The organism is Morganella morganii (assembly GCF_019243775.1).
Classification (GTDB): domain Bacteria; phylum Pseudomonadota; class Gammaproteobacteria; order Enterobacterales; family Enterobacteriaceae; genus Morganella; species Morganella morganii.
The window spans coordinates 771,922-794,388 of the sequence record NZ_CP069157.1; the positions used below are offsets into that span (position 1 = coordinate 771,922).

Annotated in this window: 19 protein-coding genes; 8 read left to right on the forward strand and 11 right to left on the reverse strand. The window is 51.4% G+C overall.

Features of this window, described 5'->3' with window-relative positions; all coding sequences use genetic code 11:
- Positions 1-203: 203 nt before the first annotated feature.
- Together thiI and JL661_RS03540 are read left to right on the forward strand one after the other, a co-directional pair.
- Positions 204-1,652: a tRNA uracil 4-sulfurtransferase ThiI gene (gene thiI / locus JL661_RS03535; RefSeq protein WP_004240408.1), complete on the forward strand. Its 1,449-nt coding sequence runs from the start codon at positions 204-206 to the stop codon at positions 1,650-1,652.
- A 145-nt stretch (positions 1,653-1,797) separates the two neighbouring features.
- Entirely contained in the window at positions 1,798-3,579 is a 1,782-nt protein-coding gene (locus JL661_RS03540) for a DUF7057 domain-containing protein (RefSeq protein ID WP_062771862.1), read from the forward strand.
- Here the strand turns inward: JL661_RS03540 and yajL are convergent.
- Both yajL and panE read right to left on the reverse strand, forming a co-directional pair.
- Positions 3,570-4,190: a protein deglycase YajL gene (gene yajL / locus JL661_RS03545; RefSeq protein WP_062771859.1), complete on the reverse strand. Its 621-nt coding sequence runs from the start codon at positions 4,188-4,190 to the stop codon at positions 3,570-3,572. The genes JL661_RS03540 and yajL overlap by 10 nt on opposite strands.
- The gene (gene panE, locus JL661_RS03550) at positions 4,159-5,061 is read right to left on the reverse strand and encodes a 2-dehydropantoate 2-reductase (RefSeq protein ID WP_024474583.1); all 903 of its coding nucleotides are present in this window, start codon (positions 5,059-5,061) and stop codon (positions 4,159-4,161) included. The genes yajL and panE overlap by 32 nt, the downstream gene beginning before the upstream one ends.
- A 158-nt stretch (positions 5,062-5,219) precedes the next feature.
- Between panE and JL661_RS03555 the strand changes: the two genes are divergently transcribed.
- Complete coding sequence (locus JL661_RS03555) at positions 5,220-5,711, forward strand: YajQ family cyclic di-GMP-binding protein (RefSeq protein ID WP_004236442.1); 492 nt, start codon at positions 5,220-5,222, stop codon at positions 5,709-5,711.
- Between the two features lie 42 nt (positions 5,712-5,753).
- Here JL661_RS03555 and JL661_RS03560 read toward each other — a convergent pair whose 3' ends face one another.
- The 9 genes from JL661_RS03560 to JL661_RS03600 form a co-directional block, all read right to left on the reverse strand.
- Positions 5,754-7,115 carry an MFS transporter gene (locus JL661_RS03560; RefSeq protein ID WP_062771856.1) on the reverse strand — a complete coding sequence of 454 codons (1,362 nt, stop codon included), beginning with the start codon at positions 7,113-7,115 and terminating at the stop codon, positions 5,754-5,756.
- 108 nt (positions 7,116-7,223) lie between these two features.
- Positions 7,224-8,108 carry a heme o synthase gene (gene cyoE / locus JL661_RS03565; protein WP_062771853.1) on the reverse strand — a complete coding sequence of 295 codons (885 nt, stop codon included), beginning with the start codon at positions 8,106-8,108 and terminating at the stop codon, positions 7,224-7,226.
- Positions 8,109-8,119: 11 nt separating this feature from the next.
- A complete protein-coding gene (locus JL661_RS03570) occupies positions 8,120-8,452 on the reverse strand; it encodes a cytochrome o ubiquinol oxidase subunit IV (protein WP_004236445.1) in 333 nt (110 codons plus the stop codon).
- Complete coding sequence (locus JL661_RS03575; RefSeq protein WP_024474586.1) at positions 8,452-9,066, reverse strand: cytochrome o ubiquinol oxidase subunit III; 615 nt, start codon at positions 9,064-9,066, stop codon at positions 8,452-8,454. Before JL661_RS03575 ends, JL661_RS03570 begins: the two co-directional genes overlap by 1 nt.
- Positions 9,056-11,047 (reverse strand): cytochrome o ubiquinol oxidase subunit I, encoded by a 1,992-nt coding sequence (cyoB, locus tag JL661_RS03580; RefSeq protein ID WP_004240399.1) that lies wholly within the window; start codon positions 11,045-11,047, stop codon positions 9,056-9,058. Before cyoB ends, JL661_RS03575 begins: the two co-directional genes overlap by 11 nt.
- Before the next feature lie 3 nt (positions 11,048-11,050).
- A complete protein-coding gene (gene cyoA, locus JL661_RS03585) occupies positions 11,051-12,010 on the reverse strand; it encodes a cytochrome o ubiquinol oxidase subunit II (RefSeq protein ID WP_024474587.1) in 960 nt (319 codons plus the stop codon).
- Positions 12,011-12,368: 358 nt separating this feature from the next.
- Positions 12,369-13,127: a nucleoside-specific channel-forming Tsx family protein gene (locus JL661_RS03590; RefSeq protein ID WP_004236449.1), complete on the reverse strand. Its 759-nt coding sequence runs from the start codon at positions 13,125-13,127 to the stop codon at positions 12,369-12,371.
- Positions 13,128-13,368: 241 nt separating this feature from the next.
- Complete coding sequence (gene ampG, locus JL661_RS03595; RefSeq protein WP_015422961.1) at positions 13,369-14,856, reverse strand: muropeptide MFS transporter AmpG; 1,488 nt, start codon at positions 14,854-14,856, stop codon at positions 13,369-13,371.
- Between the two features lie 93 nt (positions 14,857-14,949).
- Entirely contained in the window at positions 14,950-15,531 is a 582-nt protein-coding gene (locus JL661_RS03600; RefSeq protein WP_004240394.1) for a YajG family lipoprotein, read from the reverse strand.
- Between the two features lie 178 nt (positions 15,532-15,709).
- Here JL661_RS03600 and bolA point away from each other — a divergent pair, with 178 nt between their 5' ends.
- The 5 genes from bolA (at position 15,710) to lon (ending at position 22,448) form a co-directional block, all read left to right on the forward strand.
- Positions 15,710-16,039 carry a transcriptional regulator BolA gene (gene bolA, locus JL661_RS03605; RefSeq protein WP_062771850.1) on the forward strand — a complete coding sequence of 110 codons (330 nt, stop codon included), beginning with the start codon at positions 15,710-15,712 and terminating at the stop codon, positions 16,037-16,039.
- Between the two features lie 270 nt (positions 16,040-16,309).
- Entirely contained in the window at positions 16,310-17,620 is a 1,311-nt protein-coding gene (tig, locus tag JL661_RS03610; protein WP_004236454.1) for a trigger factor, read from the forward strand.
- Positions 17,621-17,887: 267 nt separating this feature from the next.
- A complete protein-coding gene (gene clpP, locus JL661_RS03615) occupies positions 17,888-18,508 on the forward strand; it encodes an ATP-dependent Clp endopeptidase proteolytic subunit ClpP (RefSeq protein WP_004240392.1) in 621 nt (206 codons plus the stop codon).
- 108 nt (positions 18,509-18,616) lie between these two features.
- Positions 18,617-19,897, forward strand: coding sequence for an ATP-dependent protease ATP-binding subunit ClpX (clpX, locus tag JL661_RS03620; protein WP_004236456.1), 1,281 nt, complete (start codon positions 18,617-18,619; stop codon positions 19,895-19,897).
- 193 nt (positions 19,898-20,090) lie between these two features.
- On the forward strand, positions 20,091-22,448 hold the full coding sequence (lon, locus tag JL661_RS03625) for an endopeptidase La (protein WP_024474593.1): 2,358 nt from the start codon (positions 20,091-20,093) through the stop codon (positions 22,446-22,448).
- Positions 22,449-22,467 lie beyond the last annotated feature (19 nt).

Genomic DNA, 22,467 nt, shown 5'->3' on the forward strand with positions numbered 1-22,467 from the left:
TTCAGTGATGTTGCATTTATGTCGCAAATAATTCCTAGTTTACACTTTTCAGTGAAAATTGTGCCTTTCATTTACGATTTTTACGGGGCAGATCGAGATATGGTGATATACTGCCGCCTTTCAATTTCATCAACGGGGATTGCCGCTGCCTGACACCGGCTGCTCCGTCCTTTGCAAATCAAGCCGATAGCCAGTAAACCGTTATGAAGTTTATCATTAAATTATTTCCTGAAATTACCATCAAAAGCCAGAGTGTCCGCCTGCGCTTTATTAAAATTCTGACCAGTAACATCCGTAATGTGCTTAAAGATCTGGCCGAAGATGTGGCGGTTGTCCGTCACTGGGACTATCTTGAAGTCCGCGTGAAGAAAGAAGAGCTTGGCGAAGGTGTGGCTGACCGCCTGACCCGTATTCCCGGTATCCACCATATTTTACAGGTGGAAGAGCGCGCATTTACCGATCTGCATAATATTTATGAGCAGACCTTCGAAATGTATGCCGCATCACTGGAAAACAAAACCTTTTGTGTCCGCGCCAAGCGCCGTGGTAAGCACCCGTTCAGTTCCATTGAGCTGGAGCGCTATGTCGGTGGCGGCCTGAACCAGCATATTCCGTCCGCGAAGGTAAAACTGACGCATCCGGATGTGACGGTGAATCTGGAAGTGGAAGATGACAAACTGATCCTCGTGGTACGCCGTCTGGAAGGGATCGGTGGTTTCCCGATCGGGACTCAGGAAGATGTGTTATCTCTGATCTCCGGCGGGTTCGATTCCGGTGTCTCCAGCTATATGCTGATGCGCCGCGGCTGCCGTGTTCACTACTGCTTCTTTAATTTAGGCGGTGCGGCACATGAAATCGGTGTGAAACAGGTGGCGCATTACCTGTGGAACCGCTTCGGCAGCTCGCACAAAGTCCGCTTTGTGGCAGTGAACTTTGAGCCGGTGGTGGCAGAAATTCTGGAAAAAGTGGATGACGGCCAGATGGGCGTGGTGCTCAAGCGGATGATGGTCCGTGCGGCATCCCGTGTCGCGGAACGCTATGGCGTGCAGGCGATTGTGACCGGCGAGGCGCTGGGACAGGTTTCCAGCCAGACGCTGACTAACCTGCGCATGATCGACAACGCGACAGACACCCTGGTGCTGCGTCCGCTGATCTCACACGACAAAGAAACCATTATCAATCTTGCCCGTCAGATCGGTACTGAAGATTTTGCCCGTACCATGCCGGAATTCTGCGGCGTGATCTCGAAAAACCCGACTGTGAAAGCGGTGAAAGAGAAAATCGAAGCCGAAGAAGAGAAATTCGACTTTGCGATTCTGGATGATGTGGTGCTCAACGCGCAGAACATGGATATCCGTGTGATCGCGCAGCAGAGTGAGCAGCAGGTTACTGAAGTGGAGATGGTATCAGAACTGTCTGCCACCGATGTGGTGCTGGATATCCGCTCGCCGGATGAACAGGAAGCGCATCCGCTGAAAATTGAGGGAACGGAAGTGCGCACACTGCCGTTCTACAAGCTCAGCACTCAGTTCGGTGATTTACCGGCGGAGACCACTTATCTGCTCTACTGCGATCGCGGGGTGATGAGCCGTCTGCAGGCGCTGTATCTGGCAGAGCAGGGCTATACCAATGTGAAGGTGTATCGTCCCTGAGTCGCAGCTGTCATTTATTTCTGAACCCCGCCTCTGTGGAGGCGGGGTTTTTTATTGTCTTTTTTCAGAGTTTAAGGGATACCGTTGTGCCGGTTCCGGCACTATGCTGTCCGGCAGCAACCTATATTACTGACGGGGTTTCAGAATGAAAAACAGTGCGCTTCAGGCACCGGCAAGCCGTTTTGTCTATGTTATTGTTATTGTGGTGGCGCTCCTTCAGGGGCTTACACTGAATGCAACATCCGATTACCTTATCCGCAGTTCGTGGCAGGTGCCGGGGTCGCTGGTCTGGCTGCCGATGCTGCTGGCGCTGTTTGTGCCGTCGGTATTCAGTTATCTGATTAACCGTTTTTCTTCGGCGGCACTCTGGGCAGGGCTGCTGCTGACTGCCGTTCTCTGTGTCTGGATGAATTTCTGGTATCTGAGTGAGGCAACGGCGGGCCACACCCGTGAGCTCTCTTCACTCATTCCTCTGATGGTACTGCTGTTCTGGCTGATTCTGCCGTGGTTTCAGTTGCGGCAGTTGTCCGGCTCGTGGAACCCGGATTATGTGCTGCTGACAGAGCAGTATGTCAGAAATACCGTGCTGGGTGCGCTGGCGGGGCTTATCGGCCTGCTGGTGATGGGAATGCTGTTTCTGGCGGTTTACCTGTTCCGGATTGTGAATCTGGAATTTCTCAGTGACTGGCTGAATGATTCTCTGTATTTCTGGATGAGTTTCTGCCTCGGGTTCAATATCAGCCTTGTGTTTATCCGGACGGTATTCACGTTCAGCACCGGAAAAATCGCCGGTTATGTGGCGCGGGTACTGTTACCGCTGCTGACTGTTATCGGTGTGATTGCGGCAGGCGGATTGCTGTTATCCGTGGTGACCGGCGTCCGTGTCAGCGGGCTGGGTTCATTCACCATGATCTGGTTTGTTTCGCTGAATATCCTGCTGCTGAATCTGGTTTACGGTAATGAATGTGTGCCACGTTTCCGCTCATGGCTCAACGGACTGGTACTGGCCGGTGTGCTGTTGCTGAACGTTTTTTCGCTGTTATCGGTTTACGGCATTCTGGTGCGTGTTAATCAGTACAGCTGGAGTATCGACCGGTTATACGGATTTTGTATCGCCCTGTTCCTGGCGGTGGTCGTGCTGGCGTACAGCGCGGCACTGTTATGGAAACGCAGCGGATGGGCCGGATTGCTCGGGCCGGTCAACAAAGCCGGATTACTGATACTGATGGCGATTATCCTGGTGATCAGCAGTCCGCTGGCGGATTTTAAACAGATCACGGCAAACAGTATTCTGGCGGGTATTGAAAAGGGCAGAATCAAAGTCACCTCTGATATCCGCTATACCCTGGAAGACCTGGGTAAACGGGGAGAGGCGGTACTCGCGATGCTGAATGAAAATCCGGAATACAGTAAAGCACTGACATACTCCTCTTATGATCAGGATAACCGCCGGACACTGCGGGAGGTAATGCTCACAGTAGCGGGCAGCCCGGCGCTGCCGGAATCCTGGTGGGAAGGAAAATATGATGTGACACGCGCCTGGTTCTGTACTGAATCCTCCGCAGGCGGGGAGTGTCTCGGCTTTATGGCGGATGCGGATGGCGACGGACAGGATGATGCGCTGGTCTGTGTCAGCGGTTATTCTGATTTATCGTTCTATTGTCAGATCTGGCAGCAAGCCACGGAAGTCACAGACGGTCAGCCGGATAAACAGGTCTGGGAAGAGCGTGATTACCAGGATATTCAGTATGCCTCTGAAGAAGAGAAGCAGGCGGCCTGGGCAGCGCTGAAAGCGGGACATTATTCACTGAAACCCAAAGTCTGGATGATGGTGGTTCCGGAGCCTGAAAAGGGTGCAGAACCGGAACAGGCTCCTGAGGTAATACAGGAGCCCGCAACACCGGCTCCGCTTGTTATTCAGCCCTGATCAGCCAGCGTGCGGTAAGGGGTATCCTGATAATCCCATATCCCCGGCGGCAGTACTAATTCTGCCGCCACTTTTGCTGCGGTTTCCTGTCCGCAAAGACGCTCTGTCAGACGCAGGGCAAAATCGATGGCGGTGGCCGGGCCCTGGCTGGTAAGCAGGTTAACGCGCTCATCAAAATAGACCCGCTGATTGACCCACTGTTTTGCCGGTATTTTATCTTCCAGCGCCGGATAGCCGGTCATATTGCCGAGCGGAAACAGGTTGTGGGTCACCAGAATGACAGACGGCGCTGCGCAGATAGCGGCAACAATGTGCCCGTCACAATGCATACGGCGGATTTTTTCAATCACCAGCGGGCTGTCACGCAGATTCTCCGCGCCTTTCAGGCCACCCGGCAGCACAATGGCATCAAACGGGGTGTCCGCTACCCGCACCAGCGGCACATCGGCCATAATGCGGATCCCGCGTGAGCCGGTGATCAGGCAACTGCCGTCATCATTGGCACTGGCGAGTGTGACCGTTACACCGGCACGCACCAGCAAATCAGCGGTGGTGACGGTTTCGGTTTCTTCGCAGCCGTCAGCGAGACAAATGAGAACTGAAGGGGGCATTTTGTTCCTCTTTTTGTTTGACGAGGCTGTAAACGTGAATATGTTCCGGCAGCAGGATCCCGTGATAACGGGCACGTTGCAGCAGATAGCCGGTGATGTAATCAATTTCGGTATAACGGCCGTAAAGAATATCCCGGCGCATGGATGAGCTGTGATCCGCGGTTTTTTCAATCACATGAAGAATATATTCATAGATATTATCACCGTCAGTGTGGATCCCTTCGCGCAGCATCACTTCAGCAGCTTCATCACACAGTACGCGGATTTGCGGCAGGTGCGCCAACAGTCCGCCGTTTTTGCAGTCATAGATAACGGTGAGCGGAGAAATAACGCAGTTCACGGCGAGTTTTTGCCAGCTGGCCGCATCGATTTCATCATGCCAGGCCACATCCGGCAGTGCATCATGCAGAATATCCGCCAGATGGCCGTAATGACGGGCGCGTTCATTCACAGGGCCAATATGGGTCAGTCCCCGGCGGCTGTGATGCAGCAGGCCGTTTTCTTCATATGCGCCGTGGGAGGTGATGCCGGTCAGCAGCGGATTCGGGCAGGGGGATAACTCACGCGCCACGCCCATGCCATTGTGCAGCAGTAACACCGGGCAGGATTCCGGTATCTGCGGCAGCAACTGATTGACCGCTTCGGAGGTTTGCCAGGCTTTCAGGCAAACCAGTAATAATTCGGTTTGTGCGAGGAATTCCGGATCGTTTGTGGTAAATTGCCCGTAAAACGGCTCCCCGTTCAGAGAGTCAATATTCACATTCAGGTAGGGCTGGGGAATACGCATCCATCCCTGCACCTCATGATTGCCTGACAGTGCAGCGAGCCAGAGTTTCCCGATTGCGCCGCAACCCAGTACTGTTATTTTCATAAGGACTCCGGACAGCGAAAAAGATGTGAGCAATATCACTGAATAGTACCACTTTTTGGCCGTTTGCACCTTAGTAAATATAGCGGGAAATATAGTGCTTTTGTTGGTCTGATAAACCCGGTATTATGCCGGTCAGTTGAATATAGGGAGGTCTTCCGATGCCATCATTTGATATTGTTTCTGAAGTTGAATTACATGAAGTGCGCAATGCCGTGGAAAACGCACAGCGTGAAGTGACCAGTCGCTGGGATTTCCGCAACATTACCGCCACGATTGAGCTCAATGAGAAAAATAACAGTGTTAAAATGACCAGTGAATCTGATTTCCAGGTCAATCAGCTGGTTGATATTATGCGGGAAAAACTGGCGAAACGCGGAATTGACGGTGCGTCTCTGACTGTACCGGATGAGATTGTTCACAGCGGTAAGCTGTACAGTGTTGAGGCAACCCTGTTACAGGGGATCGATGCTGCACTGGCGAAAAAGATCGTCAAGCTGATCAAAGACAGCAAACTGAAAGTGCAGGCGCAAATCCAGGGAGAAGAAGTCCGGGTGACCGGCAAATCCCGTGATGATTTACAGTCTGTAATGGCACTGGTACGCGAAGGAAAACTGGGGCAGCCTTTCCAGTTCAAAAACTTCCGCGACTGAGTGTTATCCGGCAACCTGCATCAGTACGGTTGCCGGTTCCTGTCAGCCCTGTAAAACGGCCTCAAGTTGTTTGCGGTTTGACAGTCTGGTATCTGTTTTCACATACACCGCCCGTTCCTGCGCAATAATCACTACATCACTCACACCCGGCTGTTCGCGTAATTTCACAGCAATATCCGGATTATTTACGTCATTTTCCGGTAACTCCAGACGCAGACTGCTGACATACGGCGGCTGACGCAGTGTCAGACTAACAGCCAGCCAGATGAGTGTCAGTATCAGACCACCGCCGAAAACCGTTACCGCACCATTGATGCCGTAGAGCAGGCCGCCGAGGCTGCCGCCCAGTGCCACGCCGATAAACTGGCTGGTGGAGTAAATCCCCATCGCCGTCCCTTTGTAGCCCGCCGGCGCTTCTTTGCTGATCAGTGACGGCAGAATCGCTTCCATCACATTGAAGGCGATAAAGAAAATCTGTAATCCGCCGTAAAGCAGCCACAGGTTTTTGTCTGCCAGCAGAAACACGATTTCTGCCAGCGCCATCATGATTACGCAACTGACAAAAACCTGCTTCATTTTGCGGTACTTTTCCGCATAAATAATAAACGGCAGAACAGACACAAAGGCGATCAGCATCGTGTACAGATACGCCTTCCAGTGAGATTCCCGCGCCAGCCCGGCATCACTCATTACCAGAGGAAGCGCGACAAAGGTGGCCATCAGCAGGGTGTGCAGGGCGAGGATCCCGAAATTCAGCCGGGCGAGCTGCTTATCCATCAGCACCTGCTTAATCGCGCCTTTTACCACGGCGGTTTCTCTGTTCTGACGGTGCTCTTTGTTGTCCGGCACCACATACAGGGTGACGAGGATCCCGAGGAAGGCGAGCAGGGCAATACCCCAGAACAGGCCGGACAGACCGATGATATCCGCCAGTACCGGGCCGAGTACCAGAGCAACTGCAAAGGTGATCCCGATACTGATGCCGATAAACGCCATCGCTTTGGTGCGGTTTTGTTCGCGGGTGGTATCGGACAGTAATGCCATGACGGCAGCAGATATCGCTCCTGCGCCCTGGAGCGCCCGTCCGGCAATCACACCGTAGATAGAGTGGCTGAGTGCGGCAACAATACTGCCCGCCATAAAAATAATCAGCCCGCCGACAATCAGCGGCTTGCGGCCGATTTTGTCAGAAAGCAGGCCGAAGGGGATCTGGAAGATGGCCTGGGTCAGGCCGTAGACACCAATGGCAAAGCCTATCAGGGTGCTGGTGGCGTCTTTAAAATCGAGTCCGAACGTGGTGATAACAGGCAATACCATGAACATGCCGAGCATGCGCAGAGAAAATACCGAGCCTAAACCCCAGGTCGCGCGACGCTCAAGCGGGGTCATTTTATTATCGTTCATGGGATAACCTCAAAAAGACAGACACCACATTCTAATGAGATTTGTGGTTTTTACTAAACACAAAATGGCAGGGGAGCCCTGCCATTTTGTTATTACAGAAAGTGTGTGTTAACGACTGTAGGCCAGCAGAACATCACCGGAGACGCTGGGGTCAACAGACATCATCACACTGAGTGACGTGATAGCGACAATGGAGAACACGAACAACTTACGCGCCCAGACACGATCATTGGTTGTCTTATAGCCCGATAACGCCATGCCCAGCCACCAGACACTGACCGCTGCGGCGACAATCAGGTACTTATATCCCGCATACCCGCTGATGGCGAGCATCAGTGTGGCAAACATAAAGGCGATGATGTACAGGATAATGTGGTTTTTCGCCACAGAAATACCTTTAATCACCGGCAGTACAGGGATATTGGCCGCCTGGTAATCTTTGAAACGGAAGATGGCAATCGCATAGGAGTGCGGCATCTGCCATAAACTGAAGATTAACAGCAGGATCAGTGCGCCGGTATCAAACTGGTTTGTCACCGCGCAGTAGCCGATAACCGGCGGTGCGGCACCGGACAGACTGCCGACCAGTGTGCCGTAGACCGATTTGCGTTTCATGTACAGGCTGTAAACCCCGACATAAACCACAAAGCCGACAACAGCAATCAGCATTGCCACCGCATTGGCTGCCACTAACAGCAGCACCATGCCGGCAATACCCAGCACAGAGGCATAAACCAGACTGATTTTCGGGTCAATAAGCCCTCTTACCAGAGGGCGGTTTTTCGTGCGTTCCATGACGGAGTCGATGTCGCGGTCGATGTAATTGTTAAAAACACAACCGGAGGCCACGACCAGCGAGACACCGAGCAATGTCGCAATGAACAGGGGGTAATCAATGTCACCTTTGGAGGCGAGCAGGAATCCCCCGACCACAGAAATTAAATTTCCGAAAATAATTCCCGGTTTGGTCACTTGCAGGTATTGCTTCATCATATCGGCAACTCTTAATCAACCATCATATTGATGTTCAGGTTGTACATAATCCACAGTGAACCCACGACCACGATACCGATAATGAGGAGCGTGAACAGGAACGCAATCAGGTTCCAGCGCTCTTCAGACGCGGTATTCATGTGCAGGAAGCACACCAGGTGAACAAGAATCTGAACAACAGCAGTAATCACAACAGTCGCCAGCAGAACAGATGTTGAGGCGGTTCCCTCAATCACCATATAAAACGGGATGACTGTCAGAATGACCGACAATATAAAGCCGATCAGATAGGTTTTCACACTACCGTGGCTTGCCCCGGTACCGGCTGTATTTGAATGACTCATTACAGTGCCCCCAACAGATAAACAACGGTGAACACACAAATCCAGACCACGTCCAGGAAGTGCCAGAACAGGCTTAAGCAGTTCAGGCGGGTTTTATTCACTTCGGTCAGGCCGCGGCGGCTGGTCTGGATGATCATGATGATGATCCAGATAAGACCGGCTGTGACGTGAAGACCGTGTGTTGCCACCAGGGTGAAGAAACCGGACAGGAAGCCGCTGTGGTCAGGGCCGTAACCTTCGCTGATTAATTCATGGAATTCATAGATTTCCATCGCTACGAAGCCGAGGCCGAACAGGAAAGTCACAAATAACCACAGATTAACCTGACCCACCTGATTGCGGTTCATTGCCAGCATGGCAAAGCCGTAGGTGATACTGCTGAATAACAGCAGGAAGGTTTCCACCAGTACAAACTGTAAGTTAAAGATCTCTTTGCCGGTCGGGCCGCCGGCGGTGCCGTCTTTCAGCACCACATAAATGGCGAACAGACTCGCAAACAGAATCAGGTCACTCATCAGGTAGACCCAGAATCCGAAGACCTTGGTCGCACCTGCATCGTGATGCCCATGATTATCATGGGCGTTATTATGTTGAGTCAGGGTATTAGTTGACATTATCCACACCTGCCTTGCTCAGTTGTTCGTAGTGGGCGTTTTCGATTTTTTCGACTTCAGCCACAGGAACATAGTAATCCACATCTTCGTCGAAGCTTTTTGCAATCCAGGTGACGATCATGCCGGCGAAACCGACAATCGCGAGCCACCAGATATGCCAGATCATGGCGAAACCAAAGATCAGGCTGAAACCGGCGATAATCACACCTGCTGCCGTGTTTTTCGGCATATGAATTTCTTCATATTTTGCAGGACGTTTATGCGCGGTGCCTTTTTCTTTCATATCCCACCATTCATCACGGGACTGAACATCCGGTACTTCAGCAAAGTTATAGAACGGAGGTGGTGAAGAGGTTGCCCACTCCAGCGTGCGGCCGCCCCACGGATCCCCGGTAAGGTCGCGGTTCTGGTCACGGTCACGGATACTGACGTAGAACTGAATAACCTGGCACAGAATACCGACACCGATAATCGCCACGCCGACGGCTGCGATTAACAGCATGGTGTGGAAGGTCGGGTCAATGTTCTGGCTGATACGGCGGGTCATTCCCATGAAGCCCAGCACGTAAACCGGCATAAAGGCAACAAAGAAACCGATGAACCAGCACCAGAATGCGCGGACACCCCATTTTTCGTTCAGGGTGAAACCGAAGGCTTTCGGGAACCAGTAAGCGGTACCGGCGAAGCAACCGAAGACCACACCGCCGATGATGACGTTATGGAAGTGTGCAATCAGGAACAGGCTGTTATGCAGGACAAAGTTTGCCCCCGGCACGGCCAGCAGAACCCCGGTCATACCACCGACGGAGAAGGTGATAATAAAGCCGACCGTCCAGAGCATCGGGGTTTTGAATTCGATACGACCCTGATACATGGTAAACAGCCAGTTGAATATCTTCACCCCGGTCGGAATGGAGATGATCATCGTGGCGATACCGAAGAAGGCGTTGACGTTCGCACCGGAGCCCATGGTAAAGAAGTGGTGCAGCCAGACGATAAAGGACAGTACGGTAATCGCGATAGTTGCCCATACCAGTGAGGTATAGCCGAACAGGCGCTTTTTCGAGAATGTCGCAGTGACTTCAGAGAAGACCCCGAAGACCGGCAGAACCAGGATATACACTTCCGGGTGGCCCCATGCCCACACCAGGTTGATGTACATCATCATGTTGCCGCCCATATCATTGGTGAAGAAATGGGTGCCCAGGTAGCGGTCTAATGTCAGGCCGGTTAAGGTGACAGTCAGAATCGGGAACGCGGCGATAATCAGGATATTGGTACAGAATGCCGCCCAGGTGAAGACCGGCATTTTCATCATCGACATGCCCGGCGCGCGCATACGCAGTACGGTGGCGAAGAAGTTCACCCCGGTCAGCAATGTACCGATACCGGATATCTGGAGACTCCACAGCCAGTAATCGACCCCGACGCCCGGGTTATATTCCAGTCCCGACAGCGGCGGATAGGCCAGCCAGCCGGTCTGTGCAAATTCCCCGATACCCAGAGAGATATTCACCAGCATCACGCCGACTACAAAGAACCAGAAGCTCAGGGAGTTCAGGAACGGGAAGGCGACGTCACGGGCGCCGATCTGTAACGGCACAACCAGGTTCATCAGGCCGACAACAAACGGTGTCGCGACGAAGAAGATCATAATAACGCCGTGGGCGGTAAAGATCTGGTCGTAGTGTTCAGGCGGCAGGAATCCGGCTTCACCGGCAGACGAAAGGGCCTGCTGGGCGCGCATCATTATGGCGTCAGCAAAACCACGGATAAGCATCACCATTGAAACGATGATGTACATAATACCGATTTTTTTATGGTCAACGGTGGTCAACCATTCAGTCCATAACCACGTCCATTTGCGGAAGTAGGTGATAAGACCGACAAGTGCAGCACCACCCAGAATGATACCCAGTACCGTAATTACAACGATAGGCTCATGCAGGGGGATGGCATCCAGTGTTAATTTTCCGAACATGCTTTACCCCTCATTCCCGGCATGAGCTGCAGGCATATGGCTGCTGTGTTCATCTGCGCTCATGTTCATCATTGAATGGCTTTCGCCTTCGTGTGTCTTCCCGGCACCGTGGCCGCTGTGACCAAATTTGTTAATGGTGTCCACAAACAGGTTTGGTTTGACAGCGGAGAAATAGACAACCGGGTTGTTCACACTCGGTTTTGCCAGTGCGTCAAACGCTTCGGTGGTGGTCAGGGTGTCCGGTGAGGCTTTCACCTTCGCAACCCATTCATCGAAGGCTTCGCGTGTCGGGGTGGCAGTGGCGGTAAATTTCATGTCAGAGAAACCGTGGCCGCTGTAGCTGGCAGAAATGCCTTTGTACACGCCCGGTTCTTCCGCAATCAGATGCAGTTTGGTCTGCATACCTGCCATCGCATAAATCTGGCCGCCTAACTGCGGGATGAAAAACGAGTTCATCACAGAATCAGAGGTGATTTTGAAATTGACAGGAACACCGACAGGGAATGCGATCTCATTGACAGTGGCAATGCCTTGATCCGGATAGATAAATAACCATTTCCAGTCCATTGAGATAACCTGGATGGTGACAGGCTCCTGGTCACTGACCAGCGGCTTGTACGGATCCAGCTCATGGGTGGTTTTCCATGTAATGGTACCCAGGATCAGAATGATAATGATCGGAACAGTCCAGACGACCAGCTCGATTTTATTGGAATGCGCCCAGTCAGGACGGTAAGTTGCTTTTCTGGTTTCCCGGTAACGCAGGGCAAAAACGATTGCCATGATAATGACCGGAATAACCACAATGAGCATCAGACCAATGGCGGTTAAAATCAGTGTTTTTTGCTCAGCACCGATAGTGCCTTTCGGGTTCATCAGTGCCATATCGCATCCGCCCAGCAAAAGTGCAGATGCGAGCAGCGAGATTACCCCAATACTCTTTTTGTAGTTCATAAGTCTCATCCAACGACCCCAAAAACAAAGGTACTCAAGTACTCTTGTCGTTTCATCAGTCCGCACATATTACGGCAAGGTAAGATCAGTGTAAATATATGTAATAAGATTGGTTGGTTTGTTGCCTCTTTATGTTAAAAGGATCACAAGTGAGCCAATTTTTGTGAAATCGTGAAATAAAAATCACAATTTTAACAATCAGGAGACAAATTTATATTTAAGCTTAGATTAGGGAAGGAAATACCGAAAGGATGAAACACTGATTATTACACTTTATATGACGTAATGGTGAAATTTTTTTGTTCAGAAACAGTTTCCTGGTAAAAAATACGGGGGGATTTTGCCCCCCGCAGCGGAAAAATGTGATCTAGAAGTTATATTTTATGCTGTAAACCACAGCCTGCTGGTAAAAGTCCTCACCCAGTTTGTTATCCGCATAGCGGTACTGAATGCCGGTTGTCACTGACGGAACCGGTGTCCACCATAAGGCCAGCGCGCCGTTGACGCCGTCACGCCCGCCGTTGCCGTAACGATCGTTGCGGTTAAGCTCGATTTCGTTCCAGTTGGTGACGCTGAATTTTTCATTCCACAGGTTAAAGTCATAACCGGCAACCCAGCCGAGAACATAACCGTTGTTACCGCTGTAAAACGTTTGATCAACATAGTGCAGGGCAGCAAACGGTTTAAACCATAACCCGTTGAATTCAGTGTTATAACCGATACCGTACAGGGTGTTCACTTCATGGAAGTTACCGCCGTTACCCGGCAGAGAGTAGGTACCGTAAACATGACCGTAGGCGTTGAAACCGGTATCACCGAGGTAGATACGCGCCGTGGTTTTGAAGGTGTAACGCTGGTTATCACCGGCATCGGAATCGTTTTTACTGTTAAACGCGTTCTCGAGGTCGAAGAAACCATAGAGCTCACCCCAGCTGAAACCGGCACCGCCCTCAAGCTCCAGATACGCAAAGTCATCCTTATGCGTGCTGTTGCCGCTCTTGTGAGTGGTATGCGGAGTCCAGTCCAGATAGTTCATGCTGACGTTAGCAAATCCCCACTGATATTCAGCCTGCGCAGAAAACGCGGCGGTTGCAGCGATCAGGGCTGCAATAGTCGTTTTTTTCATAATTTATTAGCTGTTTATTTGGTCGTTAAAGAGTACAGAAGTCAGAAGTAACAGCGCGAATATAGGGTGAAGGCACAAAAAGGAAAATGGGTGATGTGACGTATTTGTGGTTTTGAATGTAATTTTAAGAAATAAATTACAAAAATTGTGACTTACATCTAAAATTAAACATAAAAAAAGCCGGTAAAAACCGGCTTTATAAACTTTTGATTGAATTTTTTCTGATATTCGTAACAGCCTGTCAGGCCAGTTTATCGCGGCGGAGTGCACAATAATCGAGCAGCCCGCCGAGGAACAACCCGGCAATACCGATATTCAGGCCGTAAATAAACAGGTCGCCTTTCAGCGTGTCCGGAATAAAGCCCGGAGTCAGTTCAAATACCCCGGTCAGCAGCAGGATCAGGCTGGCTGCGAACAGTACTGCGGTGATACCGAGCAGTGACATCGCCGTCCGGTAGCCGTTGCGGAAGTGCTGCCTCGGCAGAAACTGCTCCGTTTTCTGGGTGTATAGCAGCGTTTTGCGGCACAACATCAGCAGCAGCAATCCCGGAATTGCGGCAAACACGGTGAACAGATAGAACCAGCTCCAGCCGTAGGCCTCCACCATCCAGCCGGCAAACGGGCCGGTATAGACGCGGCCGACAGCAGACAGTGCTGACAGCAGGGCAAACTGTGTGGCGGAGAAGGACCGGTTACAGAGTGTCATCAGCAGGGCGACAAAGGCGGCTGTGCCCATCCCGCCGCAGATATTCTCGATAAATACCACGCCGCCCATCATATAGATATTTTGTGGTGTGACAGATAACACCCAGTAGCCGAGGTTGGAAAATCCCTGCAGGATCCCGAAGAACATCAGGGATTTAAACAGGCTCCAGCGCTGCATCAGATAACCGCCGTACAGGGCCCCGACAATCGTGGCGGCCAGCCCCAGGGTTTTATTGATAAGTCCCACTTCGTCCGGACCGAACCCGGCTCCGCGGATCAGAAACGGCGTGCTCAGTGTCAGGGCGAAGGCATCCCCCATCTTATAAAGGACAATCAGCAGTAACAGCAGCCAGGTGTTGTTACGGGAAAAAAACTCCGCCAGCGGCTCCCGGACAGCCTCACGCAGTGTGCGCGGCGGCGGGGCATCGGTTTCCGGCTCTTTTGCGCGCAGTGTGGCGAACACACCAATCAGCATCATCGCCGCCATCAGCAGGTACATATTCTGCCAGCCGGTATAACGGTGGGCGATAAACAGCGCCAGCCCGCCGGAGAGCAGCATGGCCAGCCGGTAACCTAAGGTTGATATCGCAGCCCCGGTACCGCGATCTTTCGCGGACAGCAAATCCGTTTTATAGGCATCAAAAATGATGTCCTGTGAGGCGGAGCAGAAAGCGACAATCGCGGCGGCAGCAGCCAGCCACCAGAGGTGTTCCGTCGGTTTCAGCATCCCCATACCGGCGATACTGACAACCAGCAGGAGCTGGGTGGCGATCATCCAGCCGCGGCGGCGTCCGAGGAACGGCAGCTGGTAGCGATCCATAAACGGTGCCCACAGGAATTTAAACACATAGGCCTGGCTGACAAGGGTGAAAAACCCGATGGTCCTGATATCCACGTTTTCGACGGTGATCCAGGCCTGGAGTGTGCCGCTGGTCAGTGCCAGCGGTAATCCGGATGCGAAACCGAGCAGTAAAAGAATACGGGCATTACGCTCGCTGTAAGTCGCCCAAATACTCCGGAGCATGATTATCCTCACACGCCGCAGACTGCGGCGCATTGACAGTGACTGAAAACTGCGGGCCGCCCGGCGTTATCCGGCAGCAGGCGGCACGGCAGATTAGTAGCGGGTGTTCTGCTTAATGAACTGGCTGATTTGGGTATCCTGAGCCATGTCCGCGACGATATCGCTGAGTGCGCGGTTAAAGGCGTCAGTGATTTTTTCATTGCTGGCGCTTAACGGGCCCTGCACATTATAGCTGGTGCGGAAAGTCCGGCTCTTTGTGCTGTTATTCTGCGCGGTGGCGAGAATGGTAATATCAATATTGACGGTGATATTATGGCGCAGGCTGCCTTCCTGTACATCCGCCTTAAAGGTATTGATGGAAATCTGCACATTGGCATTTGCCGGTGAGCCAATCATAAAACCGCGCGCTGTCATCTGTTTTTCCAGGGTTTCCTGCATCAGGAAACGCAGGTCACGGGATGGGCGCAGCTGTGCCAGCTGGCCGTTACGGCTGAATTCGGCCAGAGTCTGTGACGGGCGTTTATCCACACCGGTAATCGAGATAGTGGCGGCACCGAGCGTCGGATCCGCAGACGGTAATTTCATCACCGGTTCAATGGACAGGGTGTTGGACGGCGCCTGACACCCGGCCAGTAAGAGCATTGCGAACAGCGGGAGGAGGTATTTTTTCAACATAATATGAATCCGTTACAAGTTGTTGAAGTCAGTCACAGCACCGGATAAACGCCGGGGTGTGAGTGTTCGGCTTAACGCATGATGATAATCGGCTTTATCCGCGAATGGTATGGATTTTGATAAAAAACTCACTACACTGAGCTTTCTCTGAAAGCCAGTATTGACCGGAAGGATAGTTATGTCGGCATCATTTCATGCTGTAATGCAGCAGCGTATTGAAGAAAAACTGAATCACGCGCTTGCGCCTCATTATATCAGTGTGGTGAATGAGAGCAGCCAGCACAATGTTCCGGCGGGATCGGAAACCCATTTTAAGGTGGTGGTGGTCAGTGAGACCTTTGCGGGCATGCGCCCGGTGGCACGTCACCGTCATATGTACACGCTGCTGGCTGATGAGCTGGCTGGCGGGGTTCACGCTCTGGCGCTGCATACTTATACCCCGGATGAGTGGAATCACAGTCAGGGCGGGGTGAATCCGTCCCCGCGTTGTCATGGTGGCGGAAAGTAAGCCGCTGTTTGAGTGAAAAAGCAGCGCACAGCACAAAATTTAACAGAAAAAGGGTGAAATTCAGACTCTTTTGTCTGCACTTCTCGACGCGGCCTGTCAGCATCGCTATAATGTCGCGTCTGAAATTCCGTATGGTTTCGGGACGCTTCTGAATATAAGGGAACTCGGTTTTTAAATGCGACCGCCCCGGTTCATTATCGTTTCACACAGGCATCGGGCCGGTGTGAGATATGGAGTTGACCGAGCAATAGACTTTTTTGAGGTAATAAGATGCAAGTTTCTGTTGAAACGACTGAAGGCCTTGGGCGTCGTGTATTAATCACCGTTCCTGCAGCCGATATTGACAAAGAAGTAACTAAACAATTAGCTGAAATCGCCAAGAAAGCACGTATCGACGGTTTCCGTAAAGGTAAAGTGCCGCACAACATCATCAAACAGCGTTACGGCGATGTGGCGGTTCAGGATGCACTGAGCGACCTGATGTCACGTAACTTTGTCAGCGCTATCATCGAAAACAAAATCAACCCTGTCGGCGCGCCTGACTACAAAGTTGATGAGCCGTATAAAGAAGGTCAGGATTTCACTTACACTGTTGAGTTCGAAGTCTTCCCTGAAATTGAGCTGAAAGGTCTGGAAACAATCGAAGTTGAAAAACCGGTTGTTGAAGTTAAAGACGAAGACATCGACGGCATGGTTGAGACTCTGCGCAAACAGCAGGCTGAGTGGAAAGTGACTGAAGGCGCAGCTAAAGCTGACGATCGCATCACTATCGACTTCACCGGTTCTGTTGACGGCGAAGAGTTCGAAGGCGGCAAATCTTCTGATTTCGTCCTGGTCATGGGCCAGAATCGTATGATCCCGGGCTTCGAAGACGGTATCGTGGGTCACAAAGCCGGTGAAGAATTCGACATCGAAGTGACATTCCCGGAAGATTACCACGCTGAAAACCTGAAAGGGAAAGCAGCGAAATTCGCTATCAGCCTGAAAAAAGTGGAAGAGCGCGAACTGCCGGAAATGACTGAAGAGTTCATCAAACGTTTCGGTATCGGCGACGGTTCCCTGGAAGGTCTGAAAGCGGAAATCCGCAAAAATATGGAACGCGAACTGAAAAACGCAGTACGCAACCGTATCAAAACCCAGGTTATCGACGGTCTGCTGAAAGCAAACGAAATCGATGTACCGAAAGCAGCTGTTGACAGCGAAATCGAAGAACTGCGCCGTCAGGCGGCACAGCGTTTCGGTGGCTCTGAAAAACAGGCGATGGAACTGCCTCGCGAACTGTTTGAAGGTCAGGCTAAGCGCCGTGTAATGGTTGGTCTGCTGTTAGGCGAAGTGATTTCTTCTAACGAACTGAAAGCCGAAGACGATCGCGTTAATGCGCTGATCGACGAAATGGCATCAGCGTACGAAGATCCGGCTGAAGTTGTGGAATACTACAACAAAAACAAACAGATGATGGATGGTATCCGTAATCTGGCACTGGAAGAGCAGGCTGTTGAAACTGTTCTGGCGAAAGCAAAAGTGACAGATAAAGAAACCGGCTTCACTGATCTGATGAACCAGGTTCAGGCAGCAGGTTAATCCTCTCTCTTTGTGAACGGCCGAAGGCTGTTTATCTGATATAAAACCGCAGGCAATGTGTATTGTCTGCGGTTTTTTCGTCATTTCTGACAATATTCCTTGAAAACTGCGGTGGTTATCCCCCATATTTGCCATACAGGGTATCTGCCGGACAGTATATGCTGCTTATGTGACCGGATCGCGTATAGCGCATGGTCATCGCACCGGATCTCAAGTAAAATAACCGGTATCCGCCAGGCACCAATAAAATTCAATCAGGAGATGGACATGTCATATCACGACAATCAGGATACTTTCGCACCCAACATGGCGCTGGTGCCGATGGTTATCGAGCAGACTTCACGCGGTGAACGCTCCTACGATATCTATTCCCGTTTATTAAAAGACCGTATTATCTTTTTAACCGGCCAGGTTGAAGATCATATGGCAAACCTGATCGTGGCACAGTTACTCTTCCTGGAAGCTGAGAACCCGGAAAAAGACATCAGTCTTTATATCAACTCGCCGGGCGGCGTGATCACCGCAGGGATGTCCATTTATGACACCATGCAGTTCATCAAACCGCAGGTCAGCACCATCTGTGTGGGCCAGGCCTGCTCAATGGGTTCTTTCTTACTGGCGGCAGGTGCGCCGGGCAAACGTTACTGTCTGCCGAACTCCCGGGTGATGATTCACCAGCCGCTGGGCGGCTATCAGGGACAAGCCACTGATATTGAAATTCATGCTCAGGAAATTCTGAAAGTGAAAGCGCGCATGAATGATTTATTAGCTCACCATACCGGTAAATCCGTTGAGGAAATTCAGCGTGATACCGAGCGTGACCGCTTCCTGTCCGCGAAAGAAGCGCAGGAATACGGTCTGGTTGACCATATTTACACACACCGGTAAGTAACACAGGCACTGCCCGTATCCTGCCGGGCGGCAGGGTACTGCGGTGCTGTGACATTTTTTGCGGCTCACAGGCGGTGAGCTGTACTGATTAAGTGAGGTTTACTGATGACAGACAAACGCAAAGACGGTTCAGGAAAGCTGCTGTACTGCTCTTTCTGCGGAAAAAGTCAGCATGAGGTTAAGAAACTGATTGCCGGCCCGTCAGTGTATATCTGTGATGAATGCGTTGATTTATGCAACGATATTATCCGTGAAGAAATTAAAGATCTGATCCCGGCCCGTGGCAGTGAGCGCAGTGAACTGCCGACGCCTCATGAAATTCGTCAGCACCTCGATGACTATGTCATTGGTCAGGAACTGGCTAAAAAAGTGCTGGCAGTCGCGGTATACAACCACTACAAACGTCTGCGCAACGGCGATAAAACCGCTGACGGTGTGGAACTGGGTAAAAGTAACATTCTGCTGATCGGCCCGACCGGCAGCGGTAAAACCCTGCTGGCTGAAACTCTGGCCCGCTACCTGGATGTGCCGTTCACCATGGCGGATGCCACCACACTGACCGAAGCCGGTTATGTGGGGGAGGATGTCGAAAACATCATTCAGAAGCTTTTACAGAAATGCGACTATGATGTGGAGAAAGCACAGCGCGGTATCGTCTATATTGATGAAATCGATAAAATCTCCCGTAAATCAGATAACCCGTCGATTACCCGTGATGTTTCCGGTGAAGGCGTTCAGCAGGCTCTGCTGAAACTGGTTGAAGGGACTATCGCTGCTGTTCCGCCGCAGGGCGGGCGCAAACATCCGCAGCAGGAGTTTTTACAGGTTGATACCTCGAAAATTCTGTTTATCTGCGGCGGGGCGTTTGCCGGTCTGGATAAAGTGGTCGGTCAGCGTCTGAACACCCGTTCCGGTATCGGTTTCGGTGCGGAAGTGCGCGGCGAGAAAGACAAAGCGACAGAAGGCGAATTACTGGCTCAGGTTGAACCGGAAGATCTGATCAAATTTGGTCTGATCCCGGAATTTATCGGCCGTCTGCCTGTCGTGGCAACGCTCGGTGAACTGAGTGAGGATGCGCTGATTCAGATCCTTCAGGAACCGAAAAACGCGCTGACAAAACAGTATCAGGCGCTGTTCAGCATTGAAGATGTTGAACTTGAGTTCCGCCGTGAAGCACTGATTGCCATTGCGAAAAAAGCCATGAACCGTAAAACCGGTGCCCGTGGTCTGCGTTCCATCGTTGAGGCTGCGTTGCTCAACACGATGTATGATTTACCGTCGATGGAAAATGTCGAAAAAGTGGTTATCGATGAAAACGTGATAACCAACCAGACCGAACCGATGCTGATTTACCGCAAACCGGAAGCTCAGGTTTCCGGCGAGTAACGGAAAGTTAGCGCAGTTGTTATCAATATTAACTAAATGAGGGAATTTTCCCTCATTTTGCTTTTCTTACTAAATAAAGTGTTGAATGTGAGAAATGCATCCCCATATATTGATTATTCTATGGAGTGGAACCCGTGATAACGCGTTTCACGACGTTCCCAACAAGGCGTAAGCTAAACGAAGAGAGTGCTCTATGAATCCTGAGCGTGCTGAACGCATTGAAATCCCGGTACTGCCTTTGCGCGATGTGGTGGTCTACCCCCACATGGTTATTCCTTTATTTGTCGGGCGCGAAAAATCTATCCACTGTCTGGAAACAGCGATGGATATGGATAAAAAAGTGCTGCTGGTAGCACAAAAAGAAGCGTCAACGGATGAGCCGGGCGTCAATGATTTATTTTCCGTCGGGACAGTCGCGTCTGTATTACAGATGCTGAAACTGCCGGACGGCACCGTCAAAGTGCTGGTCGAAGGCCTGCAACGTGCGCATATCAAAACATTAAGTGACAACGGCGATTTCTTCTCTGCCCAGGCAGAGCTGATGGAATCCCCTGTCGTGGACGAGCGCGAGCAGGAAGTATTGCTGCGCACGGCGATCAACCAGTTTGAAGGCTATATCAAGCTGAATAAAAAGATCCCGCCGGAAGTCCTGACATCTCTGCACAGTATCGACGATGTCGCCAAACTGGCTGACACTATCGCTTCCCATATGACACTGAAATTACAGGACAAACAGTCTGTTCTGGAAATGTCAGATGTGGTTGAGCGTCTCGAATATCTGATGGCGATGATGGAATCGGAAATCGATCTGTTACAGGTTGAGAAACGCATCCGTAACCGCGTCAAAAAGCAGATGGAAAAAAGCCAGCGCGAGTACTATCTCAATGAGCAGATGAAAGCTATCCAGAAAGAACTGGGTGAGATGGACGACGCGCCGGATGAAGCAGAAGCGCTGAAACGCAAAATCGAAGAAGCGCAGATGCCGAAAGAGGCAAAAGAGAAAGCCGAAGCGGAATTACAGAAACTGAAAATGATGTCGCCGATGTCAGCGGAAGCGACGGTTGTCCGCAGCTATATTGACTGGATGATTCAGGTTCCGTGGGTCAAGCGCAGTAAAGTGAAAAAAGATCTGCTTAAAGCGCAGGAAATCCTCGACAGTGACCATTACGGCCTGGAGCGGGTGAAAGAGCGCATCCTTGAATATCTGGCGGTACAAAGCCGTATCAGCAAAATCAAGGGGCCTATCCTGTGCCTCGTCGGACCGCCGGGGGTGGGTAAAACCTCTCTGGGGCAGTCCATTGCCCGTGCAACCGGCCGTAAATATGTCCGTATGGCGCTGGGCGGCGTGCGTGATGAAGCGGAAATCCGCGGTCACCGCCGTACCTACATTGGTTCTATGCCGGGTAAACTTATCCAGAAAATGGCAAAAGTTGGCGTGAAAAACCCGCTGTTCCTGCTGGATGAAATCGATAAAATGTCATCGGATATGCGCGGCGATCCGGCTTCCGCACTGCTTGAGGTGCTGGATCCGGAACAGAATATAGCGTTTAACGATCACTACCTGGAAGTGGATTACGATCTGTCCGACGTCATGTTTGTCGCGACATCCAACTCCATGAATATTCCGGCACCGCTGCTGGATCGTATGGAAGTGATCCGTCTGTCCGGTTATACGGAAGATGAGAAACTCAACATTGCCAAGCGCCACCTGCTGCCGAAGCAGATTGAGCGCAACGCACTGAAGAAAACCGAGCTGCATATTGATGACAGCGCGATCCTCGGCATTATCCGTTATTACACCCGTGAAGCGGGCGTGCGCGGACTGGAGCGTGAAATCTCCAAACTGTGCCGTAAAGCGGTGAAACAGCTGCTGATGGATAAGACACTGAAACACATCGAGATTAATCAGGACAACCTGAAAGATTACCTGGGTGTGCAGAAAGTGGATTACGGCCGTGCTGATACTGAAAACCGTGTGGGCCAGGTTACCGGTCTGGCGTGGACAGAAGTCGGCGGTGACCTGCTGACCATCGAAACCGCAGCGGTTCCGGGTAAAGGGAAACTCTCCTACACCGGTTCACTGGGTGAAGTGATGCAGGAATCTATCCAGGCAGCGTTAACCGTGGTGCGTGCCCGGGCGGATAAATTAGGGATCAATAATGATTTCTATGAAAAACGCGACATTCACGTCCACGTACCGGAAGGTGCAACACCAAAAGACGGCCCGAGTGCCGGTACCGCAATGTGTACCGCACTGGTTTCCGCACTGACCGGTAACCCGGTACGTGCGGATGTGGCGATGACCGGGGAAATTACCCTGCGTGGTCTGGTGCTGCCAATCGGCGGTCTGAAAGAAAAACTGCTGGCAGCACACCGCGGCGGCATTAAGACTGTTCTGATTCCGGACGAAAACCGCCGTGATCTGGAAGAAATTCCGGATAACGTAAAAGCGGATCTGGATATTCATCCGGTTAAAACAATAGATGAAGTTCTTTCACTTGCCTTAGTGAATCCTGCTTTTGGTATGGAAGTGGTAAGTAAAAAGGCGTAGGAAATAGTGACCTGCGTCA